Source organism: Salinibacter ruber DSM 13855 (assembly GCF_000013045.1).
Lineage (GTDB): Bacteria > Bacteroidota > Rhodothermia > Rhodothermales > Salinibacteraceae > Salinibacter > Salinibacter ruber.
This window is the reverse complement of sequence record NC_007677.1, coordinates 1,122,174-1,146,064: the sequence shown is the minus strand read 5'-3', so window position 1 is coordinate 1,146,064 and position 23,891 is coordinate 1,122,174. Positions and strand designations below refer to the sequence as shown.

The 23,891-nt window shown below is 67.9% G+C and carries 19 protein-coding genes; 10 read left to right on the top strand and 9 right to left on the bottom strand.

The annotated features are described in order from the left end of the window. Positions 1-244 precede the first annotated feature (244 nt). Complete coding sequence (locus tag SRU_RS04720; RefSeq protein ID WP_260156939.1) at positions 245-1,963, top strand: methyl-accepting chemotaxis protein; 1,719 nt, start codon at positions 245-247, stop codon at positions 1,961-1,963. A 130-nt stretch (positions 1,964-2,093) separates the two neighbouring features. On the opposite strand, the gene SRU_RS04715 is transcribed toward SRU_RS04720, so the two are convergent. From SRU_RS04715 to SRU_RS04705, 3 genes are all read right to left on the bottom strand, one after another. Further along, positions 2,094-3,209: a mechanosensitive ion channel family protein gene (locus SRU_RS04715; RefSeq protein WP_011403653.1), complete on the bottom strand. Its 1,116-nt coding sequence runs from the start codon at positions 3,207-3,209 to the stop codon at positions 2,094-2,096. 54 nt (positions 3,210-3,263) lie between these two features. Beyond that, entirely contained in the window at positions 3,264-6,824 is a 3,561-nt protein-coding gene (smc, locus tag SRU_RS04710) for a chromosome segregation protein SMC (RefSeq protein ID WP_011403652.1), read from the bottom strand. A gap of 287 nt (positions 6,825-7,111) precedes the next feature. After that, complete coding sequence (locus SRU_RS04705; RefSeq protein WP_118840911.1) at positions 7,112-7,753, bottom strand: outer membrane beta-barrel protein; 642 nt, start codon at positions 7,751-7,753, stop codon at positions 7,112-7,114. A 458-nt stretch (positions 7,754-8,211) separates the two neighbouring features. On the opposite strand from SRU_RS04705, the gene ligA reads away from it, so the two are divergent. Then, entirely contained in the window at positions 8,212-10,284 is a 2,073-nt protein-coding gene (ligA, locus tag SRU_RS04700) for an NAD-dependent DNA ligase LigA (RefSeq protein WP_011403650.1), read from the top strand. Between the two features lie 122 nt (positions 10,285-10,406). Here the strand turns inward: ligA and SRU_RS15240 are convergent, their stop codons facing one another. Together SRU_RS15240 and SRU_RS15750 are read right to left on the bottom strand one after the other, a co-directional pair. Then, the gene (locus SRU_RS15240; protein WP_237701960.1) at positions 10,407-11,072 is read right to left on the bottom strand and encodes a tyrosine-type recombinase/integrase; all 666 of its coding nucleotides are present in this window, start codon (positions 11,070-11,072) and stop codon (positions 10,407-10,409) included. A gap of 8 nt (positions 11,073-11,080) precedes the next feature. Then, positions 11,081-11,338: a site-specific integrase gene (locus tag SRU_RS15750; protein ID WP_164923422.1), complete on the bottom strand. Its 258-nt coding sequence runs from the start codon at positions 11,336-11,338 to the stop codon at positions 11,081-11,083. Positions 11,339-11,596: 258 nt separating this feature from the next. Between SRU_RS15750 and SRU_RS04685 the strand changes: the two genes are divergently transcribed. The 3 genes from SRU_RS04685 to SRU_RS04675 all read left to right on the top strand — a co-directional run bounded on the left by SRU_RS04685 (position 11,597) and on the right by SRU_RS04675 (position 14,336). Continuing rightward, positions 11,597-12,019 (top strand): hypothetical protein, encoded by a 423-nt coding sequence (locus tag SRU_RS04685; RefSeq protein ID WP_162892268.1) that lies wholly within the window; start codon positions 11,597-11,599, stop codon positions 12,017-12,019. Positions 12,020-12,927: 908 nt separating this feature from the next. Beyond that, entirely contained in the window at positions 12,928-13,305 is a 378-nt protein-coding gene (locus tag SRU_RS04680) for a hypothetical protein (RefSeq protein WP_148278379.1), read from the top strand. Between the two features lie 467 nt (positions 13,306-13,772). After that, positions 13,773-14,336 carry a DUF421 domain-containing protein gene (locus SRU_RS04675; protein WP_011403648.1) on the top strand — a complete coding sequence of 188 codons (564 nt, stop codon included), beginning with the start codon at positions 13,773-13,775 and terminating at the stop codon, positions 14,334-14,336. A gap of 75 nt (positions 14,337-14,411) precedes the next feature. Here SRU_RS04675 and SRU_RS04670 read toward each other — a convergent pair whose 3' ends face one another. From SRU_RS04670 to SRU_RS04660, 3 genes are all read right to left on the bottom strand, one after another. Beyond that, on the bottom strand, positions 14,412-15,605 hold the full coding sequence (locus SRU_RS04670) for a PorV/PorQ family protein (protein WP_164923533.1): 1,194 nt from the start codon (positions 15,603-15,605) through the stop codon (positions 14,412-14,414). Between the two features lie 44 nt (positions 15,606-15,649). Next, positions 15,650-16,996, bottom strand: coding sequence for a 16S rRNA (cytosine(967)-C(5))-methyltransferase RsmB (gene rsmB, locus SRU_RS04665; protein ID WP_164923532.1), 1,347 nt, complete (start codon positions 16,994-16,996; stop codon positions 15,650-15,652). A 77-nt stretch (positions 16,997-17,073) separates the two neighbouring features. Next, positions 17,074-17,280 carry a hypothetical protein gene (locus SRU_RS04660; RefSeq protein ID WP_118826255.1) on the bottom strand — a complete coding sequence of 69 codons (207 nt, stop codon included), beginning with the start codon at positions 17,278-17,280 and terminating at the stop codon, positions 17,074-17,076. Between the two features lie 335 nt (positions 17,281-17,615). Here SRU_RS04660 and SRU_RS15465 point away from each other — a divergent pair, with 335 nt between their 5' ends. Together SRU_RS15465 and SRU_RS04655 are read left to right on the top strand one after the other, a co-directional pair. After that, positions 17,616-18,107 (top strand): hypothetical protein, encoded by a 492-nt coding sequence (locus SRU_RS15465; protein WP_237701959.1) that lies wholly within the window; start codon positions 17,616-17,618, stop codon positions 18,105-18,107. Positions 18,108-18,211: 104 nt separating this feature from the next. Further along, the gene (locus tag SRU_RS04655) at positions 18,212-19,834 is read left to right on the top strand and encodes a hypothetical protein (RefSeq protein WP_237701957.1); all 1,623 of its coding nucleotides are present in this window, start codon (positions 18,212-18,214) and stop codon (positions 19,832-19,834) included. Positions 19,835-19,867: 33 nt separating this feature from the next. On the opposite strand, the gene SRU_RS04650 is transcribed toward SRU_RS04655, so the two are convergent. Further along, entirely contained in the window at positions 19,868-20,644 is a 777-nt protein-coding gene (locus SRU_RS04650; protein WP_118826254.1) for a TrmH family RNA methyltransferase, read from the bottom strand. Between the two features lie 125 nt (positions 20,645-20,769). Between SRU_RS04650 and SRU_RS04645 the strand changes: the two genes are divergently transcribed. The 3 genes from SRU_RS04645 to SRU_RS04635 all read left to right on the top strand — a co-directional run bounded on the left by SRU_RS04645 (position 20,770) and on the right by SRU_RS04635 (position 23,832). Next, positions 20,770-21,564 carry a hypothetical protein gene (locus SRU_RS04645; RefSeq protein ID WP_011403643.1) on the top strand — a complete coding sequence of 265 codons (795 nt, stop codon included), beginning with the start codon at positions 20,770-20,772 and terminating at the stop codon, positions 21,562-21,564. Between the two features lie 209 nt (positions 21,565-21,773). Beyond that, on the top strand, positions 21,774-22,499 hold the full coding sequence (locus SRU_RS04640) for an SDR family oxidoreductase (RefSeq protein ID WP_011403642.1): 726 nt from the start codon (positions 21,774-21,776) through the stop codon (positions 22,497-22,499). 196 nt (positions 22,500-22,695) lie between these two features. Further along, positions 22,696-23,832 (top strand): TRAP transporter substrate-binding protein, encoded by a 1,137-nt coding sequence (locus SRU_RS04635; protein ID WP_011403641.1) that lies wholly within the window; start codon positions 22,696-22,698, stop codon positions 23,830-23,832. The last annotated feature ends 59 nt before the right edge of the window (positions 23,833-23,891 follow it).

Here is a 23,891-nt window from a genome sequence, read left to right as displayed (position 1 = left end):
GTAGCGAGCCGGCGTCGCCTCCCCTCTCGCCACGGAGGCGTACGCCCAGGCTGCCCGGGCACGCCTCACGGGGATCCGTCTAACAAACGGCCCGCACCGATGCTCGTCGGAGGCAGTCCGACTCGTCGGGCCCAGAAACAGGGCCGGCGGTTCCCCGTCTGGGGCAGCCCCCCAGTCGCTTCTCACGGACAGACCCCACGGGAAACGGATTTGCCAGCAGATTGCACCCAGGATAGACGCCGGCTTGGCCGGCTCGAACTACGACCTGGTCAAGAAGACCTTCGACTGGGCCACCAACGACTCGAAGGTGCGGTACGTCGCGATTCTCGACGAGGACGACGCGGTCCTGTTCGACCACAACCCCGACGGGCTCCAGGTCGATACGGGGGCGCTGCTTCAGGCCGGCTCGACGGTCCGCCAGGGGGGACTGCTGCGCACCTCCCACCCGATCGAGTACGACGGGGAGCGGTACGGAAACGTGGTGCTGGCGTACTCCCTGGATGAGGCCATGTCGGAGATCTGGTCGGAGACGATGCTGACGGTCTTCATCAATCTCCTGATTCTGGGCATGGGCATCGGGGCCATCCTCTGGCTGTCCGGTCGCATCGCCGGGCGCATTCGGCGCGTCCGGGACGGGGCCCAGGCCGTCAGCGACGGGAATCTGGACGTGGAGGTCCCGGTCCAGACCGACGACGAGATCGGGGAGCTGGCCGGCGGATTCAACGAGATGATCCGCGACATCCGCACCACCCAGGAGGCGCTCGAAGACGAGAAGGCCTCCGTCGAGCGCCGCGTGGAGGAGGCCGTCCGGAAGTCCGAACAGCAGAAGGAGCGCCTCCAGGAGAGCGTCGACACGATGCTGGAGGCGATCGGCCGCTTTGCCGACGGGGACCTGACCGTTCGCCTCCCCACCGGCCGGGAGGGCGCGATCGGTCGCTTGTTTGAGGGCTTCAACGAGGCGGTCGCCGGCCTCCGCTCCATCGTCGGGCGGGTCCGGGAGGCGGCCGGCTCGACCGCCTCGGCGACCGAGCAGATCAGTTCCTCCTCCGAGCAGATGGCCGCGTCTGCGGAGGAGCAGTCCGCCCAGGCCGAGGAGGTGGCCGCCGCCGTCGAAGAGCTCAACCAGACGATCGGGGAAAACGCCCGCAGCGTGCAGAAGACCGCAGAGGTTGCCCAGGCCGGTGGCGAGACCGCCCGTCAGGGGGGAGAGACGGTCCGCGAGGCCACCAGCCAGATGGAGGGCATCGCGTCCGCCATCGAGAACACAACCGAGACCATCGAGCGGCTCGGCACCTACGGGGACAAGATTGGCCAGGTGGTCGATCGCATCGACGAGATTGCCGATCAGACCAACCTACTGGCCCTCAACGCGGCGATCGAGGCCGCCCGGGCCGGGGAAGAAGGCAAGGGCTTTGCCGTCGTCGCCGAGGAGGTGCGGGAGCTGGCGGAGGAGGCCGACGCGGCGACCGACGAGATCGCAGGCATGATGGACGAGGTGCGCGAGGAGATCGACGGCGCGGTCGGCACCGCGCGCCAGAGCAGCCAGCGGGCGGAGAAGGGGCTTGAGTTGGCCGAGGAGGCCGGAGCGGCCATCGAAGAGATTGTGACGGCCATTTCGGAGGTCGAGGAGCGGGCCGAGGAGATTGCGGCGGCCTCCGAAGAGCAGTCCACCACCAGCGAGGAGATTGCCCGGAGCGTCCAGTCGATCTCGACGGCGGCCCAGGAGTCGGCGGCCGGGGTGACGGAGGTGTCCGACACCGCCGACCGGCTGGAGCGGCTCAGTACCGAGCTGGAGGAGACGGTCCAGCAGTTCCGGATCGAGCGTCCGGACGGCGAGGGGCGGACCCCGACGACGCAACCGGCCGGGCAGCCGCCCTCTGCCAGTGACGTTAGTGGGGACGGGTCGGCACTGGACGGGCACAGCTTCGGGGACGGCTCGCCGTCCAGCTCCTCCTCAGCGTGAGGTGGGGCCAGCGGGCGCGATCGGGCCGCGGGAAAGGGCCTCCCCTTGCGGCGCCAGCGAAGCAAATCAGACTTTGGGCGACGAAGTGGAGAGCGTCCCCGAAGCGTCGGCCCGTTTTGATGAGGGCAACCTATGCATCTCCGCCCCTGGCCGGGCGTTCGCCCTCCCCCGGCCCATCGAGCCGCGTGCGCAGCGCCGGCAGGGCGTCGGGATGGTGCTCGCGGATGTAGGCCACGAGCCGCTCGCGGATCTCGCAGCGCAGGCTCCACAGCGTGGACGCGTCCTTGGCGCTTGCGGTGGCCCGCAGCGTGACGGTGCGCTCGGAGGCGTCGGTCATCTGCAGCCCCACCACGTCCCCGTCCCAGTGCTCCGACGCCTCCACGATGCGCCGGAGCTCGTCGCGCAGCTCCTCCACCGGCACCGTGTAGTCGAGGTACAAAAAGACCGTCCCGATGAGGTCCGCCGAGGTGCGGGTCCAATTCTGAAAGGGCTGCTCCAAAAAGTGCGTAATGGGGAGGACGATGCGCCGCCGGTCCCACACCCGCACCACGACGTAGGTCAGCGTGATTTCTTCGATCCACCCAAACTCGCCCTCCACGATGACCACGTCCTCGACCCGGATGGGCTGGGTGAGTGCAATCTGAATGCCGGCAATGAGGTCGCTGAGCGTGCGCTGGGCCGCGACGCCGACGACGATGCCCACGATGCCCGCCGACGCCAGGATGCCGGTGCCCAGTTCCCGGAGGGGATCGTACTGCATGAGCACAATGCCACCCGCAATGACCACGATGGCCGTCGCGGCGATCCGGCGGAGGATGCGCGTCTGCGTGATGATCTTCCGGGCCTCCAGGTTGTCCGGCACGTCCGTTTTGTACCGCTCCGAGACCGCCTCCTCCACGGCGTACAGCACCGCGATTAGCGCCCAGGCCACCCCCACGACGAACAGGCCCTGCAGCCCGTTGTCGAGCACCGCCTGGGTCGTATCGGCGAAGGACGCGCGGACGGCAGGAAGCGCCAGGTAGACGCACGCCACGGGCGCCAGCACGCGGAGTGGCCCGCGGGTCCATCGGAGGAGCGCCCCGCGCAGGGGGAGCGTCCCCTCCAGCCCCCGCGTGAGGGCCCGGAGGCCGCGGTGCACCGCGCCGTAGACGAGCCCTCCCAGCACGGCGGCCCCCGCGAGGATCAGCACGGCGTCGAGACCGGTGCGGCGCAACACATTCAGCGCCTCCGTAAGCAACGCATCCATTCGATTCGGGCCTGTGGCATTCCAGCGTGCACGACGCGCCCCAGTGTTCCCGCCCTACTCGGTCAGCTCCGCGGCCTCGTCGAACTCCACCCCCACGAGCGTCGACACGCCCTGCTCCTCCATCGTCACCCCGTACATGCGGTCCGAGAGGTCCATCGTGCGCTGGTTGTGGGTCACGAGCACGAACTGGGTGTCGTCCTCGAAGCGACGGACGAGGTTCATGAAGCGCTCCACGTTGGCGTCGTCGAGCGGCGCGTCCACCTCGTCGAGGACGCAGAAGGGGCTCGGCTTCACGAGGTAGATGGAGAAGAGCAGCGCGGTGGCCGTGAGGGCCTTCTCGCCGCTGGACAGCTGGTCGAGCGTAACGGGCCGCTTGCCCCGTGGCTTGGCCACGATCTCGATCGCCGAGTCGATGGGGTCGTCCGGGTCCTCGAGCTGCAGCTCCGCGGAGGCGCCCTCCCCGAACAGCTCGGTGAAGATGGTGCCGAAGCTCTCCTTGATCTCGTCGAAGGTCTCCATGAAGCGCTCCGAGGCCTTCGTGTTGATCTCCTGAATGGTGTCGAGGAGCGTGTCCTCCGCCTCCTCCAGGTCCGTCTTCTGCTCCCGCAGAAAGTCGAGGCGCTCCTTTTCGTCCTCGTACTCCTCAAGCGCGAGGGGATTCACGTCGCCCAGGGCGTTGATCGTCCCGCGCAGGCTCTTGACCTCGGACTGCGCCTCGCTCTCGTCGAACGCCTCGGGCACCGACACCGGGTCGTCCGCCAGGTCCCGGTCGAAGTCCGCCGCCATGCTGTCGAGCAGGTCCTGGGTGCGGGTCTCCACCTTCGTCAGGGCCACGGCGGCCTCGTTTTTCTGCTCCAGGGCCGCCTCGCGCTCCTGCCGGATCGACCGGAGGCGAGACTCCACTTCCTCGATCTCTGCCTTCGTCTCCTGGAGCGCCGCTTCGGCCGCCTCCACGGACTCGTCCCGGTCCTCGCGCTCCTCGCGAAGGGCCTCGATCTGTTCGTCCAGCTCCGTCTGCTCGTCGAGGGCCGCCTCGATGGTCGCCTCCAGGTCCTCGATTTTGGCCGTGCGCTCGCCGGTCTGTTGGTCGATCTCGTCGATCTGGTCGCGGGTCCGCTCCAGGTCCTGCTCCAGGTTGTCCACCCGGTTCCGGGCCTCGACGGCCGCCACCTGCGCCTCGCTGAAGGCGTCGACGGCCGCCCGCTCGCGTTCCTCCGCCTCGGCGAGGGCCTCCTCCGCCTCGGCGCGCTCCTGGCGCCGGCGCTGCATCTCTTCCTCGGCGGCCTCCACCGCCTCCCGCAGCTCGTGGACGCGGTCCTCGTGCTCGGTGAGCTCCTCCTCAATCTCGTCGAGGCGCTCTTGCAGCTCGGCGCGCCGCTCCTCGGTCGACGTTCGCTCGTAGCGGAGCCGCTCCAGGCGCTGCTCGGCGTCGGCGAGGGTCGCCTCGGCCTCCTGTACCGCAGACTCGTGGCCCGCGAGGTCGATCTCGTTGAGGGCGGCCTCCGCCTCCGCCACGTCTTCGTCCTGCTCCTCGCAGGCCGCCTGCAGGTCGCCCAGTTGCTCGCGGGCGCGGGCCAACTGCTCGCGGCGCCCCAGGCGACTCGCGGCCGGCGACACGTCCTCCTGCCGGCTCCCCCCCCGAAGGACACCGGTCGAGTCGACCCACTCGCCCGTGCGGGCAAACACCCGCACCGACCGGGCCGCGTCCTGCGTCTGCTCGGCGAGGGCCTCCGCCGCCGCCAGCGTGTCGACGAGGAAGCAATCACGCAGCAGCGTGTCGGCCAGGGGCGCGTACGCCGGGTCCGTCGTGCGGACGACGTCTCGGAGGGGCACCGCGCCCTCGGGCGCCGACACGGACGGCGGCGCGTCGGGAAGGCGGTCGAGCACGAGGAACGAGGTCTGTCCCTTCTCGGCGTCGCGCAGCCGGGCCACGGCGGCCCGGGCGTCGTCGACGGTGGGCACGACCACGCAGGAGGCGAGGGCGCCCAGGGCTGCGTCGAGCGCCACGCGGACGTCGTCGTCGCACCCGAGCACGTCGGCCACGGTGTAGAGGTCGTCGAACAGCTCCTCGGCGGCCAGGAACTGCACGGCATCCGAAACCTCGTCGTAGCTGCCGACGAGGCCCTCGAGGAGTTCGACCTCCGCCTCGGCGGCGTCCCGGCGGCGTTCCAGCTCCCGAAGCTCGTCCTGCGCCGCTTCCAGGGCGGCCCGCCGCTCGTCGCGCTCCGTGGCGGCCTCCGCCCGGGCCGAGCGGGCCTCCTCGAGCGCCTCCTGGGCGGCGGCGCGGTCCGCCTCCGCCTCGTCGATGCGCGCGTCGAGCCCATCGATGGTCTCCGCCAGGTCGTCGTACTGGGTGCGGGCACGCGTCCGCTCGTCCTCCAGAAGCTCCTGCCGGTTCGTGCGCTGGTCGAGCGCCCGGCGCTGCTCGGCGTGCTCGGCCTCCGCCGCCTCGGCGGCCTCGCGGCGCTCCCGAACGTCTTCACGGCGGTCGGTTGCGGCCGCCTTCGCCGCGTCCCGCTCCTCGCGGGCGTCATCGAGGGCGGCCTCGGCGTCGTCGAGGGCGGGACGGGCCTGCTCCAGGGCGCTCTCCAGGCGCTCCACCTCGTCGGTCAGGGCCCTACGCCGCTCGCGGGCCTCCTCCTGGGCCTGTTGCGCCTCGTCGCGGTCGTTGCGGGCCCGGGTGAGACGCTCCCGCTGCAGCCGCTGCTCCGCCTCCAACTCCCGGACGCGCGCCCGGTGCTCCTGGAGCGCCTCCCGACGCTCCTGGAGGGTGGCCTCCCGGGTCGCGAGCGTCTCCCGCAGCTCCTGAAGGCGGGCCTCGGTCGCCTCCTCGTCCTCGGCCCGCGCCGCGGCCCGCTCGGCGTGCTCCGTCTCTTTCTGCTGGAGCGCGTCCTGGCGCTCCGTAAGCCGGTTGAACTCCACCTGCGCGAGCAGCAGTTCCAGGCGCCGCAGCTCCGCCTCCGCCTCCTGGTACCGCTGCGCCTTCTCGGCCTGCCGCTCCAGGCGCTCCACCTGCGTGCTCACCTCGTCGGTCAGGTCGCGGATGCGCTCCAGGTCCGACTGCGTGCCGTCGAGCTTGCGGAGGGCCTGGCGCCGGCGCATCTTGTAGCGTGTGATGCCGGCCGCCTCCTCAAACATGCGCCGGCGGTCCTCGGTGGAGCCGGACACCAGTTCGTCGACCATCTTCAGCTCGATCACCGAGTAGGCGTCCGCCGCCATCCCGGTGTCCATGAACAGGTCCGTGATGTCCTTGAGGCGGCACGTGGTCCCGTTCATCAAGTACTCGGACGTGCCGTCGCGGAAGAGGCGGCGGCCGATCGTGACTTCGGCGTACTCCGTGGGCAGCACCCCGTCGGTGTTTTCGATCGTCAGCTCCACCTCCGCCATGCCGAGCGGGCGCCGGTCGGCCGTGCCGTTAAAGATGAGGTTCTCCATCTTCTCCGACCGGAGCACGGTGGGACGCTGCTCGCCGATGACCCAGCGGATGGCGTCGACGATGTTCGACTTGCCGCACCCGTTCGGCCCGACGATGGTGGTCACGCCGGGGTCGAACGTGAGCGTGGTCTCATCCGCAAAGCTCTTGAAGCCCTGCAGTTCGAGTTTGCTGAGGTACATGTGCCCGAGGGGTCGTCGTCAAAAAACAAACATCGACCGCACGGCGGGGCGGCGCCTGGGGCGCGGTCCGCCGTGGGACAAAGGGGAACTGTGGGGGAGATTGGTTCAAGAAAAGAGGCCGACCGCCGTTTTGCAAACGCCCCACCGCCCCCGATTGTCCCTCCCAGCGTCGGCTGAGAGCCGATTGGGCCCTGCCTCGGCTGTTGATTCTGTTATTGATTCCACCTGGAGCGCTTCCCCGACGACGCGTTTTCACGGGCGGCCCCCGCCTCCACTACCCGCCTCCACTAAAGGCCGAGGCGCAGCATCAGCGACCACGCCCGCGTCTTCCCCTCCGCGGGAAAGGAGGCCTCGGGGAACGGCTGGTCCGTCACGTCGCGCGCCGCGTCCCGCAGCCCCCACACCCGGCGTACGGTCAGGTTGAGCCGCTGTCCCCCAATCGGGAGGGCGGCCCCCACGCCCGCCACGACCCCGGCGTCGAGGCGGCGGTAGAACGACCGGCCCGTGTCGAAGGGCAGGTTCACGTCGCCCCCCGGCGTCTGCCGCTCAAACAGCTTGACGGCCCCGAACCCACCGGCCTCCCCGTGCACCACGACCGACTGGACGGACGGCGCCTCCAGGTGCAGGAGGAGGGGCAGTTTGAGGTACCCGGCGCCGTAGTCGATGGCCCCGCCCTCCTCGCGATCGACCCGGGTGCCCTTCTGGCTGATCAGGAGTTCGGCCTGCGCCGACACGGGGCCGTACAGGGGCTGGCGCACCACGCCCCCGCCGACCGCGGCAAAATAGCTGCCCAGGTCGGACGCCGGGGACTGCAGGGTCACCCGGTTGACGCCGATCGTGAACCCGTACTGACGGGTGTCCTGGGCCTGACTCGCAGTGCCCCCCGCGAGCAGCCCCATGAGAACTAACGCGCAAACAACAGAACGCATGCAAGGATCGGCCCGAAGCGGCCCAACTCGTACCACAGAACGCGAACCGCCCCTCCAAACCGGCCGCCTGCCCGACGGATCCCCACTACCCCCTGCGCCACGCCGGTCCCTTGTCGTCCCGCTCCGTGCCCCGCACGCGATGGCCCGCCCTCCGATAATCCGACCGTTTTTCAACGTGGCCCCGCTCCGGCCTGGGTACATTTGGGGTCCCGTCAAAGACATGCGCGCCAGGGCGGAGGCGCCGCCCCCCACGCCGGGCACCGCGTTGCGGCGTTACGACAGCCCCGAACGCCGCTTCGAACAAATTCGTGACGACGCGTAATTCCAGCGCCCGCCCCGAACGTCCGCCCCCGGATCGAATTTGAGAAGGGGCCGGCGGAACACGGGCCGCCGATTGCCCCGGCACGCATTCTTCCACGCCCTCGCCCCTCTTTTCTCTCACCCCCGAAACGCCACGGATGCCCGACGTAGACCCGACGCCCGACCTCGACCTGGAGGCCATCGACTCCGAGCCGGCCGCGGCGGAGGCGGCCGAGCAGCTTCGCGCCGCGCTCCGGCACCACAACTACCGCTACTACGTCCTCGACGCCCCGGTCGTCTCCGACGCCGAGTACGACCGGCTCTTCCAACAGCTCCAGACCCTGGAGGCCGAGTACCCCGTGCTGCAGACGCCCGACTCCCCCACCCATCAGGTGGGCGGCCCGGTGCGCGACGAGCTGGGCACGGTGACCCACCCCGCGCCCATGCTCAGCCTAAAGGCCGTCTACGAGGAGGACGAGGTGCGCAACTTCGCCGAGACGTGCCGCGAGGAGCTGGGGCGCGAGACGGTCACCTACATCGCCGAGCCCAAGTTCGACGGGCTGGCCGTGGAGCTGATCTACGAGGACGGGCGCCTCGTGCAGGGCGCCACCCGCGGGGACGGCGAGACGGGCGAGGAGATTACGGCCAACGTGAAGACCATCAAAGGCGTCCCCCTCCGCCTCCGGGACGATGCCCGGCCCGTCCCCGACCGCCTCGTGGTGCGGGGCGAGGCGTACATGCGCAAGGACGAGTTCAACGCGTTCAACCGGCGGCGCGAGGAGGAGGGCAAAAAGGTGTTCGCCAACCCGCGCAACGCCGCCGCCGGCTCGCTCCGGCAGCTCGACTCCAATATCACCGCGCGTCGCCCCCTCCGCATCTACTTCTACGAAATTGCCCCCGTCGACGGGCGCGACTTTGCGACGCATGCCGAGGTGCTGGAGGCCCTGCCGGAGTGGGGCCTGCGCGTCTGTGAGGACCACATCCGCCGCTGCGACGGGATCGACGCGGCGCTGGCCCACCACGCCGCCCTCGTGGACCGGCGCGACGACCTCCCCTACGAGATCGACGGCCTCGTCATCAAGGTGAATGACTTCGACGGGCACGAGACGCTCGGCGTGCGCGACCGGGACCCGCGCTGGGCGGCGGCCTACAAGTTTCCACCGCGCCGCGCCACCACCTCGATCGAGGACCTCTTCGTGCAGGTGGGGCGCACCGGCCGCATCACGCCCGTCGCCGTGCTGGCGCCCGTAGAGGTGGGGGGCGTGGAGGTGACGCGGGCCTCCCTCCACAACCAGAACGAGATCGACCGCAAGGACATCCGCATCGGCGACACGGTGCTCATCGAGCGGGCCGGCGACGTGATCCCGCAGGTGGTGAAGGTGATCGAAGACGAGCGCGACGGCACCGAAGCCCCCTACCACATCCCCGACGCGTGCCCGGTCTGCGGGTCCGAGGTGGTCCTGAGCGACGACAAGAAGCAGGCGTTCTGCACGGGCGGCATGACGTGCCCCGCCCAGTTCCGCGAGCGGCTGAAGCACTACGCCTCCCGCGAGGCGACCGACATCGAGGGGCTGGGCGACAAGCGCGCCGAGCAGCTCATCGACGCGGGGCTGATTCAGACCATCTCGGACCTCTACGAGCTGGAGAAGGCCGACCTGCTGCAGCTGGAGCGCTACGCCGACAAGTCGGCCCAGAACCTGATCGACGAAATCGAGGCGAGCCTGGAGCAGGACCTCGACCGCTTCCTCTACGCCCTCGGCATCCCGCTGGTGGGGTCGGCCACGGCCCGCCTCCTCGCGCAGCACTTCGACACGCTCGACGCCCTCGTGGACGCCGACGAGGACGCCCTCACGACGATCGACGACATCGGCCCGGAGGTGGCCCACAGCATCGCCACCTTCTTCGCGGACGACGCCAACCGGGGCGTCATCGACGAGATGCGGGACGCGGGGCTGACCCTGACCAACCCGTACGCCGAGGACGCGGCGCGGCTGGAGGGCCTGACGTTCGTCTTTACCGGCAGCCTGGAGGGCTGGACGCGCAGCGCGGTGCAGCGGTTCGTGGAGCAGCACGGCGCGAACGCCACCTCCAGCGTCAGCGGCAACACCGACTACGTGGTGGCCGGGCCCGGGGCCGGCAGCAAGCGCGACGACGCCGACGACCGGGGCATTCCGGTGCTGGACGAGGACGCGTTCCACGCCCTGCTGCGGGAGCAGGGGATCGACGCGTAAAGTCCCTCCCGGCCCTGCGCCGGAGCCTACCTGGAGCGACGGTTTTTCTCAAAGCAGGCGAGCAGAGCCAGCGGGTACGTCGGACGCGGGACGTGGGGCACGCGTCGAGAAGGCGGGGAGCGCTATGCTGAGTCCTTGGGCAACGTGTCGAGGGGGCTGGTGACGCCGTCGCCGCTTTGCTCCAGGACGTGGACGTACTGCATGGTGGTGCGCAGCTGCTCGTGGCCCAGGAGCCGCTGAATGGTCCGGACATCGGTGCCGTCCTGCAGCAGGTGCGTGGCGAACGAGTGACGAAGGGTATGGCAGGTGGCCCGCTTCTCGATGTCGGTCGCGTCGGCGGCCTTCTTGACGGCCCGCTGCACGGCCGAGTCGGAGCGGTGGTGGCGGCGGGCCGCCCCGCTGCGCGGGTCTTCCGAGAGGGTCGTGGGGGGAAACACGTACTGCCAGCGCCACTCGGTTTTTGCATTCGGATACTTCTCTGCAATGGCATCCGGCAGGGAGACGCCGCCCACGCCGTCCCGGACGTGGAGGCGGCTGGTTCCAACGTCGAGTTCTTTAACCCGGAGGCGAAGGGCTTCGGACAGCCGGAGGCCGCTGCCGTAGAGAAGATGCGCGATCAGGCGATTCGGACCCGTCGACATGGCGTCGAACAGGCGATGGACCTCCTCGCGCGAGAGCACCGTGGGGAGGCGTTTGGGGCGGTCGGCGCGGTCGAGCGGTCCAATGTCGTCCAGCTCAATTTCAAGCACCTGTTCGTAGAGGAAGATCAGGGCGCGGTCTAAAACCACTTCCGCCCTCACGTTCGTTCGGTCAGGGCGTTGAGGGCCTGGTTCTGCGTGGAGGCGGCCACGTTGCGCTCCGACGCGAGGTGACCTAAGAAGGCGCGAATGTCGTCCTCGTTGAGGTGGCGGGGATGGGTGGTGTCGTGGAAGCAGGCGAAGCGTTCGGCCCAGCGGACGTACGCTTTTTCCGTGTGGTAGCCGTACTGGCGGCGCCGGCAGGTCTGCCGCACCTGATCGAGGAGTTTGGGCGACTGGTCTGGGGCATCGGGCATGGCGACCGGCAGTTGGCTCCGACACGACGTATGGCTTGAAAGTAAGATTGCCAATATCGAGTATGTCAAGCGGTAGGCGATATTCCGTGAATCGAACCTGCTTGACATATGAACAGTCCTGTTCGCCCAACTGCGTTGGTTCCACGGGGTTACGAAACGAGTGCGTGGATATGTTGAGTGCTCTGATATAATCAGGGGTTATGTGTGCGTCTCAGTGTCGATCCGGTGCTCCTAGTATTCATAGTATACTAACTTAATATGTCGAAAACACCCGACGCAATTCAAAAGTTGAGTAACCTCCAACAAGATGAAATACTCGAGGATGGAGCAGATTTCGGGCTTACTCCAACAAACATGACAAGGTTGAAGAAGATAGTCCAGCTATGCCAAAGGATGGACAACGAAGTAGACTTTCGTACAGTTAGTGGTAAGACAGGTAAACAGGTCAAAGATGGGGCCAAATCGATATATGATGCCCTAGAGAGCCTGAACAGGGGATCAGGCGACTTACCAAGAGGTCAAAGAAATCTGCAGGAGGGGATGGGAAAGGTGTTCGAGGCGTCAGGAATTATACTTGCGACAGCTGGAAGTGATACTGCACACCAGCACATAGAAAGAATAAAGAAGTTAGAGTCTGAAGCTAAAAATCTACTAGATAGCGTTTCTGACACAAAAAAATAAGTTGGCGAAATTGAGGAAAAGCTGAAGGAGTCAGCTCAGGCTGGTGCAGTTAATGAAAGGGCACAATATTTTTCAGACGAGGCAAATAAACACTGGTGGTATAGCGTATACGCTTTAGGTGTATCTATTACATTTGCTGTACTGGTAGTTGTTTACGCACTATTCTTAATTTTTGGATACACGGGTATAGCAGAAGCAAGCTCTACGATACAAGAGCGTCCTATGTGGATAGTCGCCAGGCTTGCGATTACTCGGATCGCAATATTCTCCCTACTTTTCTTTGGGCTCGTTACTTCTGCGAGGACATATCGGTCTGAACGCCATAATTATGTTGTAAACCGGCACAGGTATAATGCTCTAATGACATTTGAGGTATTCACCAAAACAACCGACGAGCCAGCAGTAAAGAACGCGGTGCTCCTCAGAACCACCGAGTCAATATTCTCTCCACAACAGACTGGCTTCAAGCCAGATAATAGCGGCCAACAGTCTTCATTCTCGACCAACGTTGCGGATATTATCAAAAATGTATCGAAGAGAACCCCCTAACCAAACCCTCAATCCAGGCACATAACACGTCCGCTACACCTTCGGGCTGCTGCCGCTTTTTTGCGGCTCAGGTAAGCCACTTCGGCTTCGCTAACCGATAGTGATGACGCGATCGGATGAGTATTTCGTCGTACGTTTCAGTTCGAAGGGCACCGGTTTCGACCGAACGATACCTCGCCCGGGTCAGGTGAGTTTTCTCGTTATGTCCACTCGATCATTACCCCATGATACGGATATCCATTTCCATTTCGCTTTTGACTGTATTACTCTCGACATGCGTACCGACTCTGGAGGCTCAATCCACATGGGATAGATATCGACCCGCTCGGTTGGATACAGTGATTCAGAACCACAGTCATTTGCCCAACAAGCTTCCGGACACCTCCGGAAGCACGAAGCTCCTGACTATTTCCAGGCGGTTTCCCCTCCGCACGAAGTTAGAATACGGGGGAGAGATTCGCTCTATATCATCGACTACCGAACGCCTAATACAGAGTTGGGCGGAGGCCCGTAGCATTGATGCGCCGGTAAAGGAGCTTTTCGACAATGAGGTTCTCTTCATTGGGGAAGAAGGATCGTACTGGTTGCCCGTTCAGAGCAAACTGGTGCCGTTTCTGAAGAACAAATGGCCGAAAGGGGGACTTTTGGAGCTATACGTACAGTTCGTGGGGGCTTCGGCAAAAAACGGCGATTCCAATTGGGTATTCGTCGTGAATGGTTACGAAGAGCTTGATTGAGGCGGGAAGGACCATAACCCTTGCTCTCATTACACCAAGGTCTCGGAGGAGAGCACATAACACGCCTTGCATCTGAACCCGGGCTGCTGCCGTTTTCAATCGGCACAGGTAGTCCGGTTTGCTTCTGCCGTGCGGAAGCGACGACGAGAAAGAGCGGAAATTCTGCCGATCGAAGTCATTCAGACTCTATGAGTTCGGCTGATCGATATGCTCGCCCGGGTCAGGTGAAGAGTCCGTTATCGCGACCGAACGCCCGCAGGCTCGCATCCCCCAATGTCCCGTCGGATCCCTTACGTCTGCTGTGATTTTCCCTCCTCGGGATCGGTGCGCCCGCCAACGAATGGCACCTCCCGGACGGCACCGATGACGGGTCCCTGCAGGCGCGGGACGGGGCCCCACGTCGCCGCGGTTGAAACTGCGGCCGCCCCTGCTCCGCCCACTCCCCATTCCTTGAGTGCGCCCGTACAATGATTGACTGGACGTGGATGACCGGCAGTGATCCCTCCCTCCCGATGATCCTGCTCACAGGGATCGGCATCTACGCGGCGTTGCTCGTCCTGACGCGCCTGACGGGGCTGCGGAGCTTCTCAAAGATGTCGAGCTTCGACTTCGCGATCACCGTGGCCATCGGCTCCGTCGTGGCCTCCACGTTGCTCGCGGAGCAGCCGTCGCTGTTGGTCGGGGCCGCCGGCCTCGCCGTGCTCTACGGCATGCAGTGGATCGTCTCGACCCTCCGCCGGGCCGCCGCCCCGGTCGAGCGGCTCGTCGACAACGAGCCCCTCCTCATCATGGCCGGGGACGAGGTGCTGTCCGACCACCTCGACGCCGCACGCGTGACGGAGGACGACCTCCGGTCGAAGCTGCGCCAGCACGGCATCGCCCACCCGGCGCAGGTGCTGGCCGTGGTGCTCGAGACGACGGGCGATGTCTCCGTCATCCCCCGGGACGAGCCGGTCTCCGCGTGGGCCTTCGAGGACGTTCGGGGGGCCGAGCGCCTGACCCCCTTGATCGATGCGGAGCCGACGGGCTGACGCTCCTTCTTCGTCCCTCAGGACCGCTTCCGTTCCCGGGCGGCTCTCCGTCGGAAAGCGGCGATCGGGGCAGCATCACTCCGCCGGCCGCTCCAGGCCGGGCTGTTCGAGGCGGAGCTGGGCCGAGATGCGGTAGGAGTAGCCCAGGTCGTCCGCCACGATCCCCGCAAAGTCGCCGAAGCTGAAGTCGACCGACACCTGCTCCAGGTCGAGCCCGGCGCCGACGGACGGCGTGAGGTCCACGCCGATGGGAGTGCCCACCTGGAGGCGCTGCACGCCGCCCCGCAGCTCCACCACCCCGGCGTAGCGGAACGCCAGTCCCAGCCGCGGCCGGAACGACACGTCGCCAACGTTGGGCACGAAGGCCCGCCGCCCGTCCACCGCCACGTCCACGTCGAGCCCCACGGTGAGCGTGTGCCCGTCCCCCACCGGCCACACGGCCCCGGAGCCGAGGCGCGCCACCGGCAGCACGAGCGCCGTGCCCCCCTGTGGGATGCGCTGGTCGAAGACGGCCTGGTAGCGCGTCGCGTTGTTCTCGATGAGGGTCCCGTCCTCGTTCAGGCAGGCGTCGAAGGGCTGCTCGTCGATCGGGTTGATGCAGTTGACCTCGAAGGCCGAGGGGTTGACGCTCCAGCTCTGCAGCATGGTCGTCACGTCGCGGACCACGACCCCGAGCCGGTACGGCCCCGCCCGGTAGCGCGCCGCCACGTCCATGCTATAGCCCCAGGCGTTCGCGAAGTCGCCGATCGAGCGGTGGATCCCTTTGAAGTTGACGCCCACGGACAGGCGGTCGCTCACCGCCCGGCTGTAGCTCACGAAGAGGGCCCAGTCGGCCGCCGAGAAGCGCGTGATGCGGCTCTCGTAGTCGGGCAGCGGCTGGCCCCGGTCCGGGTTCCAGGCCGCGAGCGTGTTCACGATGTCGTTTACCCCGCTCCGAAAGACCGACACGCCGACCGTGGAGCGGTCCGTCACCGGCATCGCGACGCCGCCGTAGTCGAACGACACGGCCCCCGCGAAGCGCTCCACGTGCATGTAGCCAATTTCCGGATAGGACAGGCCGTGCAGGCCCGCCGGGTTCCAGTACCCCGCGCTCACCTCGTCCGCCAGTCCCACGTACGCGCCGCCCATCCCGAGGGCCCGCGCGTCCACGCCGCCCGCCAGAAACTCGGCCCCGTACTTGGCGAGGCGCTGCCCGTGGGCGGGCCCCGCCCCGAGGGCCGCGAGCAGCAACAGGCCCAGCACCGATCGCCCGAGGCGCCGAAGAGGCATGACGAAGCGCGTGGGTGTGCGAGAGAGCCGACGGAGCGCCGCGACTAGGCCTCGTCCCGTCGCAGGCGGGCCGCAAACGCCCCGTCCATCCGGTGGCGGTGCGGAAAGGTCGCGAGGAAGCCCGCGTCCGAGACCATCTCGTCCGGCACGTGGCCCTCCGCGGACTCGACCGCGAACCCGTCGTGGCGGGCCAGGAAGGCCTCGACGCGCCGCTCGTTTTCTTCGGGCTCGGTGGTGCAGGTGCTATAGACCAGGAGCCCGCCCGGCCGCACGAGTTGGGCCGCCGCGTCGAGGAGCTCGTCCTGCAGCTCCGCCATCTCCTCCAGGTCCTCCATTGACCGCCGCCACCGCAGGCCGGCCCGCTTCGCGAGCACGCCCATTCCCGTGCACGGCACGTCTAGCAGCACCCGGTCGCCCTGCGGCGGCTCCGGCCGGGCGGCCCAGGCGCGCAGGTCGGCCGTCTCCGCCTCCACCATCTCGGACGCGCCCTGTGCCTCCGCCGCCGTCTCGACCCGCTCCAGGCGCTGCTCGTCGCGGTCGACCGCGTAGATCGTCCCAGTCCCCTCCATGCGGGCCGCCGCGTGCATCGCCTTGCCGCCCGGCGCCGCGCAGCCGTCGATCAGGGTCTCGCCGGGCTGGGGGTCGAGCAGCTGCACCACGAGGCCGGCGCTCTCGTCCTGCACCGCCACGTGCCCGTCGTCGAGCAGGTCGCCCGCGATGAGGGCCTGGAGGCGCTTCAGGCGCAGGTACCGGTCGAGGTACGGCGAGTCCACGTTCACCACGTCGTGCTCGTCGAGCCACGCCGCCACGTCGGCCTCGCTCGTGCGCAGCGGGTTGATGCGCACGCTGTACATGGGCCGCCGGTTGTTGGCGCGGAGGAGCTCGGTCGTCTCGTCGAGCCCGAAGCGGTCCAGCCAGCGCTGCACCATCCAGGTGGGGTGGGAGTAGCGAAGGGCGAGGTCGTTCGCGTCGTCGCCCGTGTCGGGCGTGGGGATGTGCTCGCGGTCGCGGTCGATGGTGCGGAGCACGCCGTTGACGAGGTTGCCCGCACCGGGGCGGAGCGCCTGCTTGGCGAGCTCCACGTACTCGTCGACGGCCGCGTGGGTCGGGGTGGACTGGAACAGCAGCTCGTAGAGCCCGAGCCGCAGGATCTCCTGGAGCCGGTGCTCCATCGAGTCGTAGTCCCCGTGGTACGCCTCGCCCAGCACAAAGTCGAGCCACCGGCGCTGCCGCGTGACCCCCGCCACCAGTTCGCGGGCCTGCCGGCGGGTGCGGGCGTCGGCATCCTCAATCGTCAGCTTGTCGACGAAGGCGTCGTCCGTGCGCACCCGTTCGAGGTGGTCGAGGGCGTGAACGCGGGCGGGCGAGACGGTATCGATCGTGACGTCCATAGACAGTCGGGGGTCTGAAGGCGAGTGAAAAAGGGAAAGGCTCTAACGCACGACCTCGCCGGCCGTTTTCCGGGGCGTCAGCCGTCGCCCTGTAGGTCCGCGGCACGCTCCGCAATCGCATCCAGGTACGCGTCGTAGATGGCGCTGCTGCCGAGGGCCTTGCCGACGGCCGCCTCGGCCTTCTCAATCGGAAACGGCCGCCGTTCGAGCGCTTCGAGGGCGGCCTGAAAGACCTGTTCGTAAGCCCTCGCAATGTCCCGGTCGGTCGCCCCGGGTGGAGGCAACCCCCCCCGCAAGGAGCAGTACCGACGCGAGGCCGACGAGCCGGCGCAGTGCGACTGGACGGAGCCCCATGACGAACTGCTGGGGGCGTGCAAAAGACAGCGTCCATCCCCGTGAGCCGTCCGGCCCGGGCCAAACGTCACACGCCTGGAAAACGGACCGAGACGCCCCCGCATGCTGAACCCCGAGCGACCGCAGCGGTACCGCCAAACGTCTCGGCACTCCGGTCCGGACGGACGTTGCACCCATCGACGGCCCCCGGGCAACGGCCGGCACGGCGGCGATTGGGGCCGGCCCTATGGGTGCCCGGTGCTCTTTTTCTTCTACGCCCCTGCCGATGCGCCACCTCCGCCGCAAATTGACGCTGCGTGCCCACGACGAACAGATTGTGCTCGTCAAGCGCAAGCAGGAGCGCATCGAGCACGTCTGGATGAAGGCGTTCCTGTGGGCCCTGCACCTGCCCCACTATCCGGACCTGGACGTCGAGGTCGCGGTCGACGACAAGTACAAGCCCGACGTGGTGGCGATGGACCGGCGGCGGGGGCGGCCGCAGTTTTGGGGCGAGGCCGGGGCCGTGGGCCCGGACAAGACCGAGTACCTCGTGACCGCCTACCCCGACACGCACCTCGCCTTCAGCAAGTGGGACCGGTCCCTGGACGCGGTGCGGGATCCCGTGGACCGGGCCGCCCAAACAGCCGACCGGACGGCCCCGATCGACCTCTTCCGGGTCCCCGCCGACGGCGCCGAGCGGTTCGTGGACGCGAAGGGCCGGATTGCCGTCTCGCGCGACGACCTGACATGGGTCCGGGTGGGCCCCGCCGACGGATAGAGCCCGCTCCTACCGTCCGGCGCGCCACTCGCCCCCTCGAACCTTTACGGAGGGCGGATGTAGGCAGTGCATGCATCATTTTTCTCCCTTTCGCCGCCCGTGCGATGCGCCGTCTCGCCCGCAGTGCCGCCCTCTTTCTCGCCTTCGGCCTCCTCGCCGGTCCGGCCCTTGCCCAGCCGGCCGAGTACGGCACCACTGAGTTTGCCAACTCGGGCGCCGAGGCGGCCCAGGAGCCGTTCCTGCGCGGCCTCCTGATGCTCCACAGCTTCGAGTACGACGACGCCCGCGCGGCCTTCCAGGAGGCGCAGGCAATCGACCCCGACTTCGCCATGGCGCACTGGGGCGAGGCGATGACGCACAACCATCCGATCTGGATGGAGCAGGACCGCAAGGCGGCGCTCCAGGCCCTCCGCGACCTGGCCCCCACGCCCGATGCCCAGCTGGACGCGGCCGCCACCGAGCGCGAGGCGGCCTACCTCCGCACGCTGCACGTGCTCTACGGCGCCGGGAACGAGGCCCCGATGGACAAAGAGGCCCGCGACGACGCCTACGAGGACGCAATGGCGGACCTCGCCGCGCAGTACCCCGACGACCTCGATGCGCAGGCCTTCCACGCCCTGTCCATCCTGGGCACCGCCCACGAGGGGCGCGACTTCGCTACGTACATGCGCGCCGCGTCGATCGTGGAGGAGGTGTTCGACGCAAACCCGCAGCACCCCGGGGCGGCCCACTACCTGATCCACGCCTACGACGACCCGGTGCACGCCCCGCTCGGCCTGCGCCCCGCCCGCGTGTACGCCGACATTGCTCCGGCGGCCCCCCACGCCCTGCACATGCCGTCCCACATCTTCTTCGCCCTCGGGCAGTGGGCCCGCGGCGCCTCGTCGAACGTCGACTCGTACCGGGCGGCAAAAAACAAGAGCACGGCGGCCGATGAGGGCCTGAGCGGCGGCGGCTTTCACGCCCTGCACTGGCTCCACTACGCGCGCCTCCAGCAGGGCCGCCACGCGGACGCCCGGGCCATCCTCGACACGACCCGGACGCACGCCACCGACTCGCGGGTGCAAACCGGCTACGCGGACTACATGCGCTGGTACATGCCGGTCGCCTACGTCGTGGAGACGGAGCACTGGGACCGGTACGACGCCCTCGCCGAGGCGATGGCCGTGGACGCCGCTGCCCTCGACGCGCGGGGCGCCGTCACCCTGCACGCGGGCCGGGGCCTCGCCGCCGCGCAGCAGGGCACTCTGTCGGCCGCCCGCTCGGCGTTGGAGAAGGCCCAGTCGGCCCTGGGCGAGGACCCGTCGGAGGCGCTTCGGATTCAGGTGCTCGAGCTGGAGGGGCTGATCGCGCTAAAGGCCGGCGACGACGAACAGGCCCTCTCGCACCTCAAGGAGGCCACGGCCCTCGAAACGGACCGGCCGCTGAACTTCGGGCCGCCCTTCCCCGCGAAGCCCGCCCCCGAGCTGTACGGCGAGGCGCTCCTCGCGCTCGACCGGCCGGCCGACGCCCTCACGCAGTTTGAGACGACGCTGGAGCGGTATCCGGCCCGGGCCCGCTCGCTTTGGGGCAAGGCCCGTGCGGCCGCCCGGGCCGATCGGCCGGAGGCGGCTCAGGCAGCCCGATCGGCCCTCGCCTCGCAGTGGCAGGGCGCCGACGCCTCCGTCCGGCGCCAGCTCCAGTCGCTCGCCGGCTCGGCCGAGGCAGAGACGGCGCAGTCCAGGTAGCCGCGTTGCCCGTCCGGGGCGGGGTCCCACCGCCTACGACCGCCCCTCGTCCCCGAGCTTCCGCTCGATGATCTGCTCGGCGTTGTTGACGCTGCGGAGGCAGAAGCGGGCCTCGAGGCGGGCCCGCGCCTCGTCGCTGAGGTCGGCGTGGTGCCCTTGGCGGTCGAGGCGATCCTGCTGGGCGTGGTAGAGGGCCACGGCCGCCGCCACGGACACGTTGAAGCTTTCGGTGAAGCCCGGGAGCGGCACCTCGCACGCCGCGTCCGAGGCCTCGAGCATCGTGTCGGTCACCCCCGCGTCCTCGTTGCCGAAGACGAGCGCCGTGGGCTGCGTAAAGTCGAGGTCCCGAATCGGCACCGTGTCCGCGTGCAGGTGCATGGCCACGACGCGATAGCCGGCGTCCTGGAGGTGCGTCGCGCAGGCGGTCGGCGCGTCCCAGTGCCACACGTCGAGCCAGTGCTGCGCCCCCTGGGCCGTGCGTTGGGAGTGCTTGTACCGGTCGTGCTCGCCGCTCACCACGTGCATGTCCTGGTGCCCCAGCGCCTCCGCCGAGCGCATGACGGCACTCACGTTGCCGGTGTTCACGAGCCCCTCCACCACCGGCACCACGCTGCGCGTCCGGTTGGCCACGACGGTCTGGATGCGGTCCAGCCGCCGCTCCCGCATGTGGGGCCGGAGCAGCCCGACGATGCGTTCGGGCGACAGGCGCACGTCGCCGATCGTAAAGGGATCGGTCTGGACCGGCGGCGTCCCTCCCGCCGCCAGCAGCCGATTCATCTCTTTCTCCGCGTCCACGTCGTGGTGACTCATGAATCCTGGAATGCGACCGGGCGTATTGAGATCGTGTTGAGGAGTTCTCCCCGCACCCTACCCGCCAACGTTCGTCGGGCAGACCAACCTGCGACACACATCCCCTGACTCACTTCCACGCCGCCATGTTGCGCCGCCGTTCGTTCCCCGTCGCCCTTTCGCTCGTTTTTTCTCTCCTCCTCGGTGCCGGTCCGGCGTCGGCCCAGTCCGTCGCGTCGGTCGTCGACGACATGCAGGCCGCCTACGACCGGCAGCTCGAGACGGTCGACACGTACATCGTAGAGACCAACCTCTACACCGCCTACAACCAGAAGGTCACCCAGGACGGCCGCCCGACCTACCGGACCCAGACGCAGATGAAGGGCAGTGGGACCTCCTCGTTCGCCGCCAACACCACGCCGTCGGCGGCCTACGGCATGCAGTTTAACCGACTCCGGCAGCACGCGACCTACGCGGGCACCGAAACGATCGACGGCCTGCGCTGCCACGTCCTGCGGGTGGACACCCCCTCGGCGGTCGACCCTGACATGAGCGGGAACGCGACGCGCATGACCTACTACGTCGACGCCGAGCGGCACGTGCCCGCCCGGATGGTCATGGAAACCGCCGCGTCCGGGCAGCAGGGCCCCAATCCGTCGTCCGTCGCCATTCGCTTCAAGAACTACCAGACGACCGACGGCCTCACCCTGCCGCACCGGATGGAGATCCAGCTCAACGCGAACCTCTCCGCCGAGCAGCGCCAGCAGATGCGCCAGGCGATGGAGAAGATGAAGCAGCTGCCGGAGCAGCAGCGCAAGCAGATGGAAGAGATGATGGGCGGCCAGATGGAGATGATGAAGCAAATGATGTCCGGCAACCCGATTGCCATCGAGGTGCAGAGCGTGCAGGTGAACGTGGACATGCCGGAGGACATGTTCTAGCGGCGGCGCGGCACGGGACGACCGGTCGGTTGGGCCCGTCTCGTGCCCTGCAGGCCGCGAGGCCGCTTTCGGCGGGGTGCCTCCGCGCCCCAGGTGTGCAGCCCACCCCTCCATTCCCGAAGTAATCACGCCCCAAGCGGCAACCCCGCCCGGAGCCGACCGATAGAAGAAGACTGCATCACCAACTGTCTCCCAATCCTTCCTCTCCCATGGATCTGACCGACGCCGTCGCCGTCGTCACCGGCGCCAGCAAGGGCCTCGGTGCCCACATCGCCCGCACCCTCGTACACCAGGGCGCCACCGTCTGCGGCCTCGCCCGGAGCACCGACGCGCTCCAGGCGCTGCACGATGACCTTGGCTCCGCCTTCGTCCCCGTCTCGTGCGACGTTCGGAACGAGGACGCGATCGAATCGGCCTTCGAGACCGTCGACGACGAGGCCGGGCGGCTGGACGTGCTCGTCAACAACGCCGGGCTCGGGCAATTCGGCCCGGTCGACGACCTCGACACCGACGCCTTCGACGTGCAGATGGACACCAACGTGCGGGGCGTCTACCTCTGCACCCGCGAGGCGGTCCCCCGCATGCGGGAGCAGAACGAGGCGACCGGTTTCGGCGGCCACATCGTCAACATCGCCTCCATCGCGGGCCTCCTGGGCAACCCCAACATCAGCGCCTACAACGCCAGCAAGTTCGCCGTGCGCGGCTTTAGCGAGGCGGTGATGAAGGAGGTGCGCGAGGACGGCATCCGCGTGACGTGCCTCTACCCCGGCTCCGTCGAGACCAACTTCTTCGACGTGGCAGGGGTCGACATGACCGAAAACCCCCTCGACCCCGACGACGTCGCCGCAACGGTCCAGCACGTGCTGGAGGCCCCGGCGAATCACCTCATCTCGGAGGTCGTGATGCGCCCGCTCCGCCCGCACCGCGAGGAGTGAGACGGGATGCAGGAATCGTGGCCCCTGAGAACGCCCATCACGCATCACGTTTCCATGCATCGCGCCGTCCTGCTGTAGCTCCGGCTCCCCAGCCCTTGTGGGAGGCCTGACGCAGACATGTGGTTGCGAGGGGGTGAATTGGCTCCTATACTAAACGGCCCCGTTCACACGCCCTGTGCATTGACCTCGCCCCCTCATGGAACGGCGCGACTTTACCCGAAAAGCCCTGCTCGGCGCCGCCGGGGCCGGCCTCCTGACCGGCTGCGGCGACGGCGAATCGTCGGCGAGCGACGGCGCCCCCAACGTGCAGACCAACAAGCAAGTCCGGTGGCGGCTCGCCTCCAGCTTCAGCCGCTCCCTCGACACCATCTACGGCGCGGCCGAGGTGCTCTCCGAGCGCCTGAAGGCGCTCACCGGGGGGAACTTCGAGATTCTTCCCTATCCCGGGGGCGAGCTGGTGCCGCCGCTCGAGGTGCTGGGCAGCGTCCAGAACCGCACTGTGGAGATGGGGCACTCGGCCAGCTACTACTTCATTGGGAAAAACCCCGCGCTGGCGTTCGACTGCACCGTCCCGTTCGGCCTCACGGCCCGCCAGTACAACGCCTGGGTCTACTCCGGCGGCGGCATGGACCTGCTGCGCGACCTGTTCGCCGACTTCAACATCTTGAACCTGCCCGGCGGCAACACGGGGACGCAGATGGGCGGCTGGTTTAACGTGGAGGTAAACGCCCTCGACGACATGAACGGCCTCAAGATGCGCATCCCTGGAATGGGCGGCAGCGTGATGAGCGAGATGGGTGTCAACGCGCAGGTGCTGCCGAGCGGCGAGATCTACCCGTCGCTGGAGCGGGGCGCAATCGACGCGGCCGAGTGGGTAGGGCCCTACGACGACGAGAAGCTCGGCTTCCACGAGGTGGCCCAGTACTACTACTACCCCGGCTGGTGGGAGCCCGGGCCGGCCCTCACGTTCTACGTGAACCGGGACGCCTACGACAGCCTTCCGACACAGTACCAGGAGGCCCTCAAAACGGCCGCCGCCGAGGCGAACGTCCGGATGATGGCCGAATACGACCACCGAAACCCCGCGGCCCTGGACCGCCTGCTCGACGAAGGCACCACGCTCCGCCGCTTTCCCGATGGCGTTATGGAGCGCGCCCAGACGGTGACGACCCAGCTTCTGGAGGACAACGCCGCCGGCAATCCGCAGTACCGCAAGATCTACGAGGCCTACAAAGACGCCCGCGAGGACGCGTACCGCTGGTTCGGCACCGCCGAGATGGGCTACGCCGACTTTGCTTTTCCCCGCGTCGACGCCTCCTCTAGTTCTGCGTAGCACGGGCACGCCCGACGGGCATCCAGAAGGGCGACCTGAGGCAGTCGCTTCCCGGGCGT

Excerpts from the sequence above, each read along its gene's own strand:
- SRU_RS15465 (WP_237701959.1), top strand. The coding sequence starts at position 17,616 with ATGCGCCACCTCCGCCGCAAATTGACGCTGCGTGCCCACGACGAACAG.
- SRU_RS04675 (WP_011403648.1), top strand. The coding sequence starts at position 13,773 with ATGATTGACTGGACGTGGATGACCGGCAGTGATCCCTCCCTCCCGATG.
- SRU_RS04685 (WP_162892268.1), top strand. The coding sequence starts at position 11,597 with ATGTCGAAAACACCCGACGCAATTCAAAAGTTGAGTAACCTCCAACAA.
- SRU_RS04645 (WP_011403643.1), top strand. The coding sequence starts at position 20,770 with ATGTTGCGCCGCCGTTCGTTCCCCGTCGCCCTTTCGCTCGTTTTTTCT.
- SRU_RS04705 (WP_118840911.1), bottom strand. The coding sequence starts at position 7,753 with ATGCGTTCTGTTGTTTGCGCGTTAGTTCTCATGGGGCTGCTCGCGGGG.
- SRU_RS04635 (WP_011403641.1), top strand. The coding sequence starts at position 22,696 with ATGGAACGGCGCGACTTTACCCGAAAAGCCCTGCTCGGCGCCGCCGGG.
- SRU_RS04670 (WP_164923533.1), bottom strand. The coding sequence starts at position 15,605 with ATGCCTCTTCGGCGCCTCGGGCGATCGGTGCTGGGCCTGTTGCTGCTC.
- SRU_RS04650 (WP_118826254.1), bottom strand. The coding sequence starts at position 20,644 with ATGAGTCACCACGACGTGGACGCGGAGAAAGAGATGAATCGGCTGCTG.
- rsmB (WP_164923532.1), bottom strand. The coding sequence starts at position 16,996 with ATGGACGTCACGATCGATACCGTCTCGCCCGCCCGCGTTCACGCCCTC.
- SRU_RS04640 (WP_011403642.1), top strand. The coding sequence starts at position 21,774 with ATGGATCTGACCGACGCCGTCGCCGTCGTCACCGGCGCCAGCAAGGGC.
- SRU_RS04655 (WP_237701957.1), top strand. The coding sequence starts at position 18,212 with ATGCGCCGTCTCGCCCGCAGTGCCGCCCTCTTTCTCGCCTTCGGCCTC.
- ligA (WP_011403650.1), top strand. The coding sequence starts at position 8,212 with ATGCCCGACGTAGACCCGACGCCCGACCTCGACCTGGAGGCCATCGAC.
- SRU_RS04715 (WP_011403653.1), bottom strand. The coding sequence starts at position 3,209 with ATGGATGCGTTGCTTACGGAGGCGCTGAATGTGTTGCGCCGCACCGGT.
- SRU_RS15750 (WP_164923422.1), bottom strand. The coding sequence starts at position 11,338 with ATGCCCGATGCCCCAGACCAGTCGCCCAAACTCCTCGATCAGGTGCGG.
- smc (WP_011403652.1), bottom strand. The coding sequence starts at position 6,824 with ATGTACCTCAGCAAACTCGAACTGCAGGGCTTCAAGAGCTTTGCGGAT.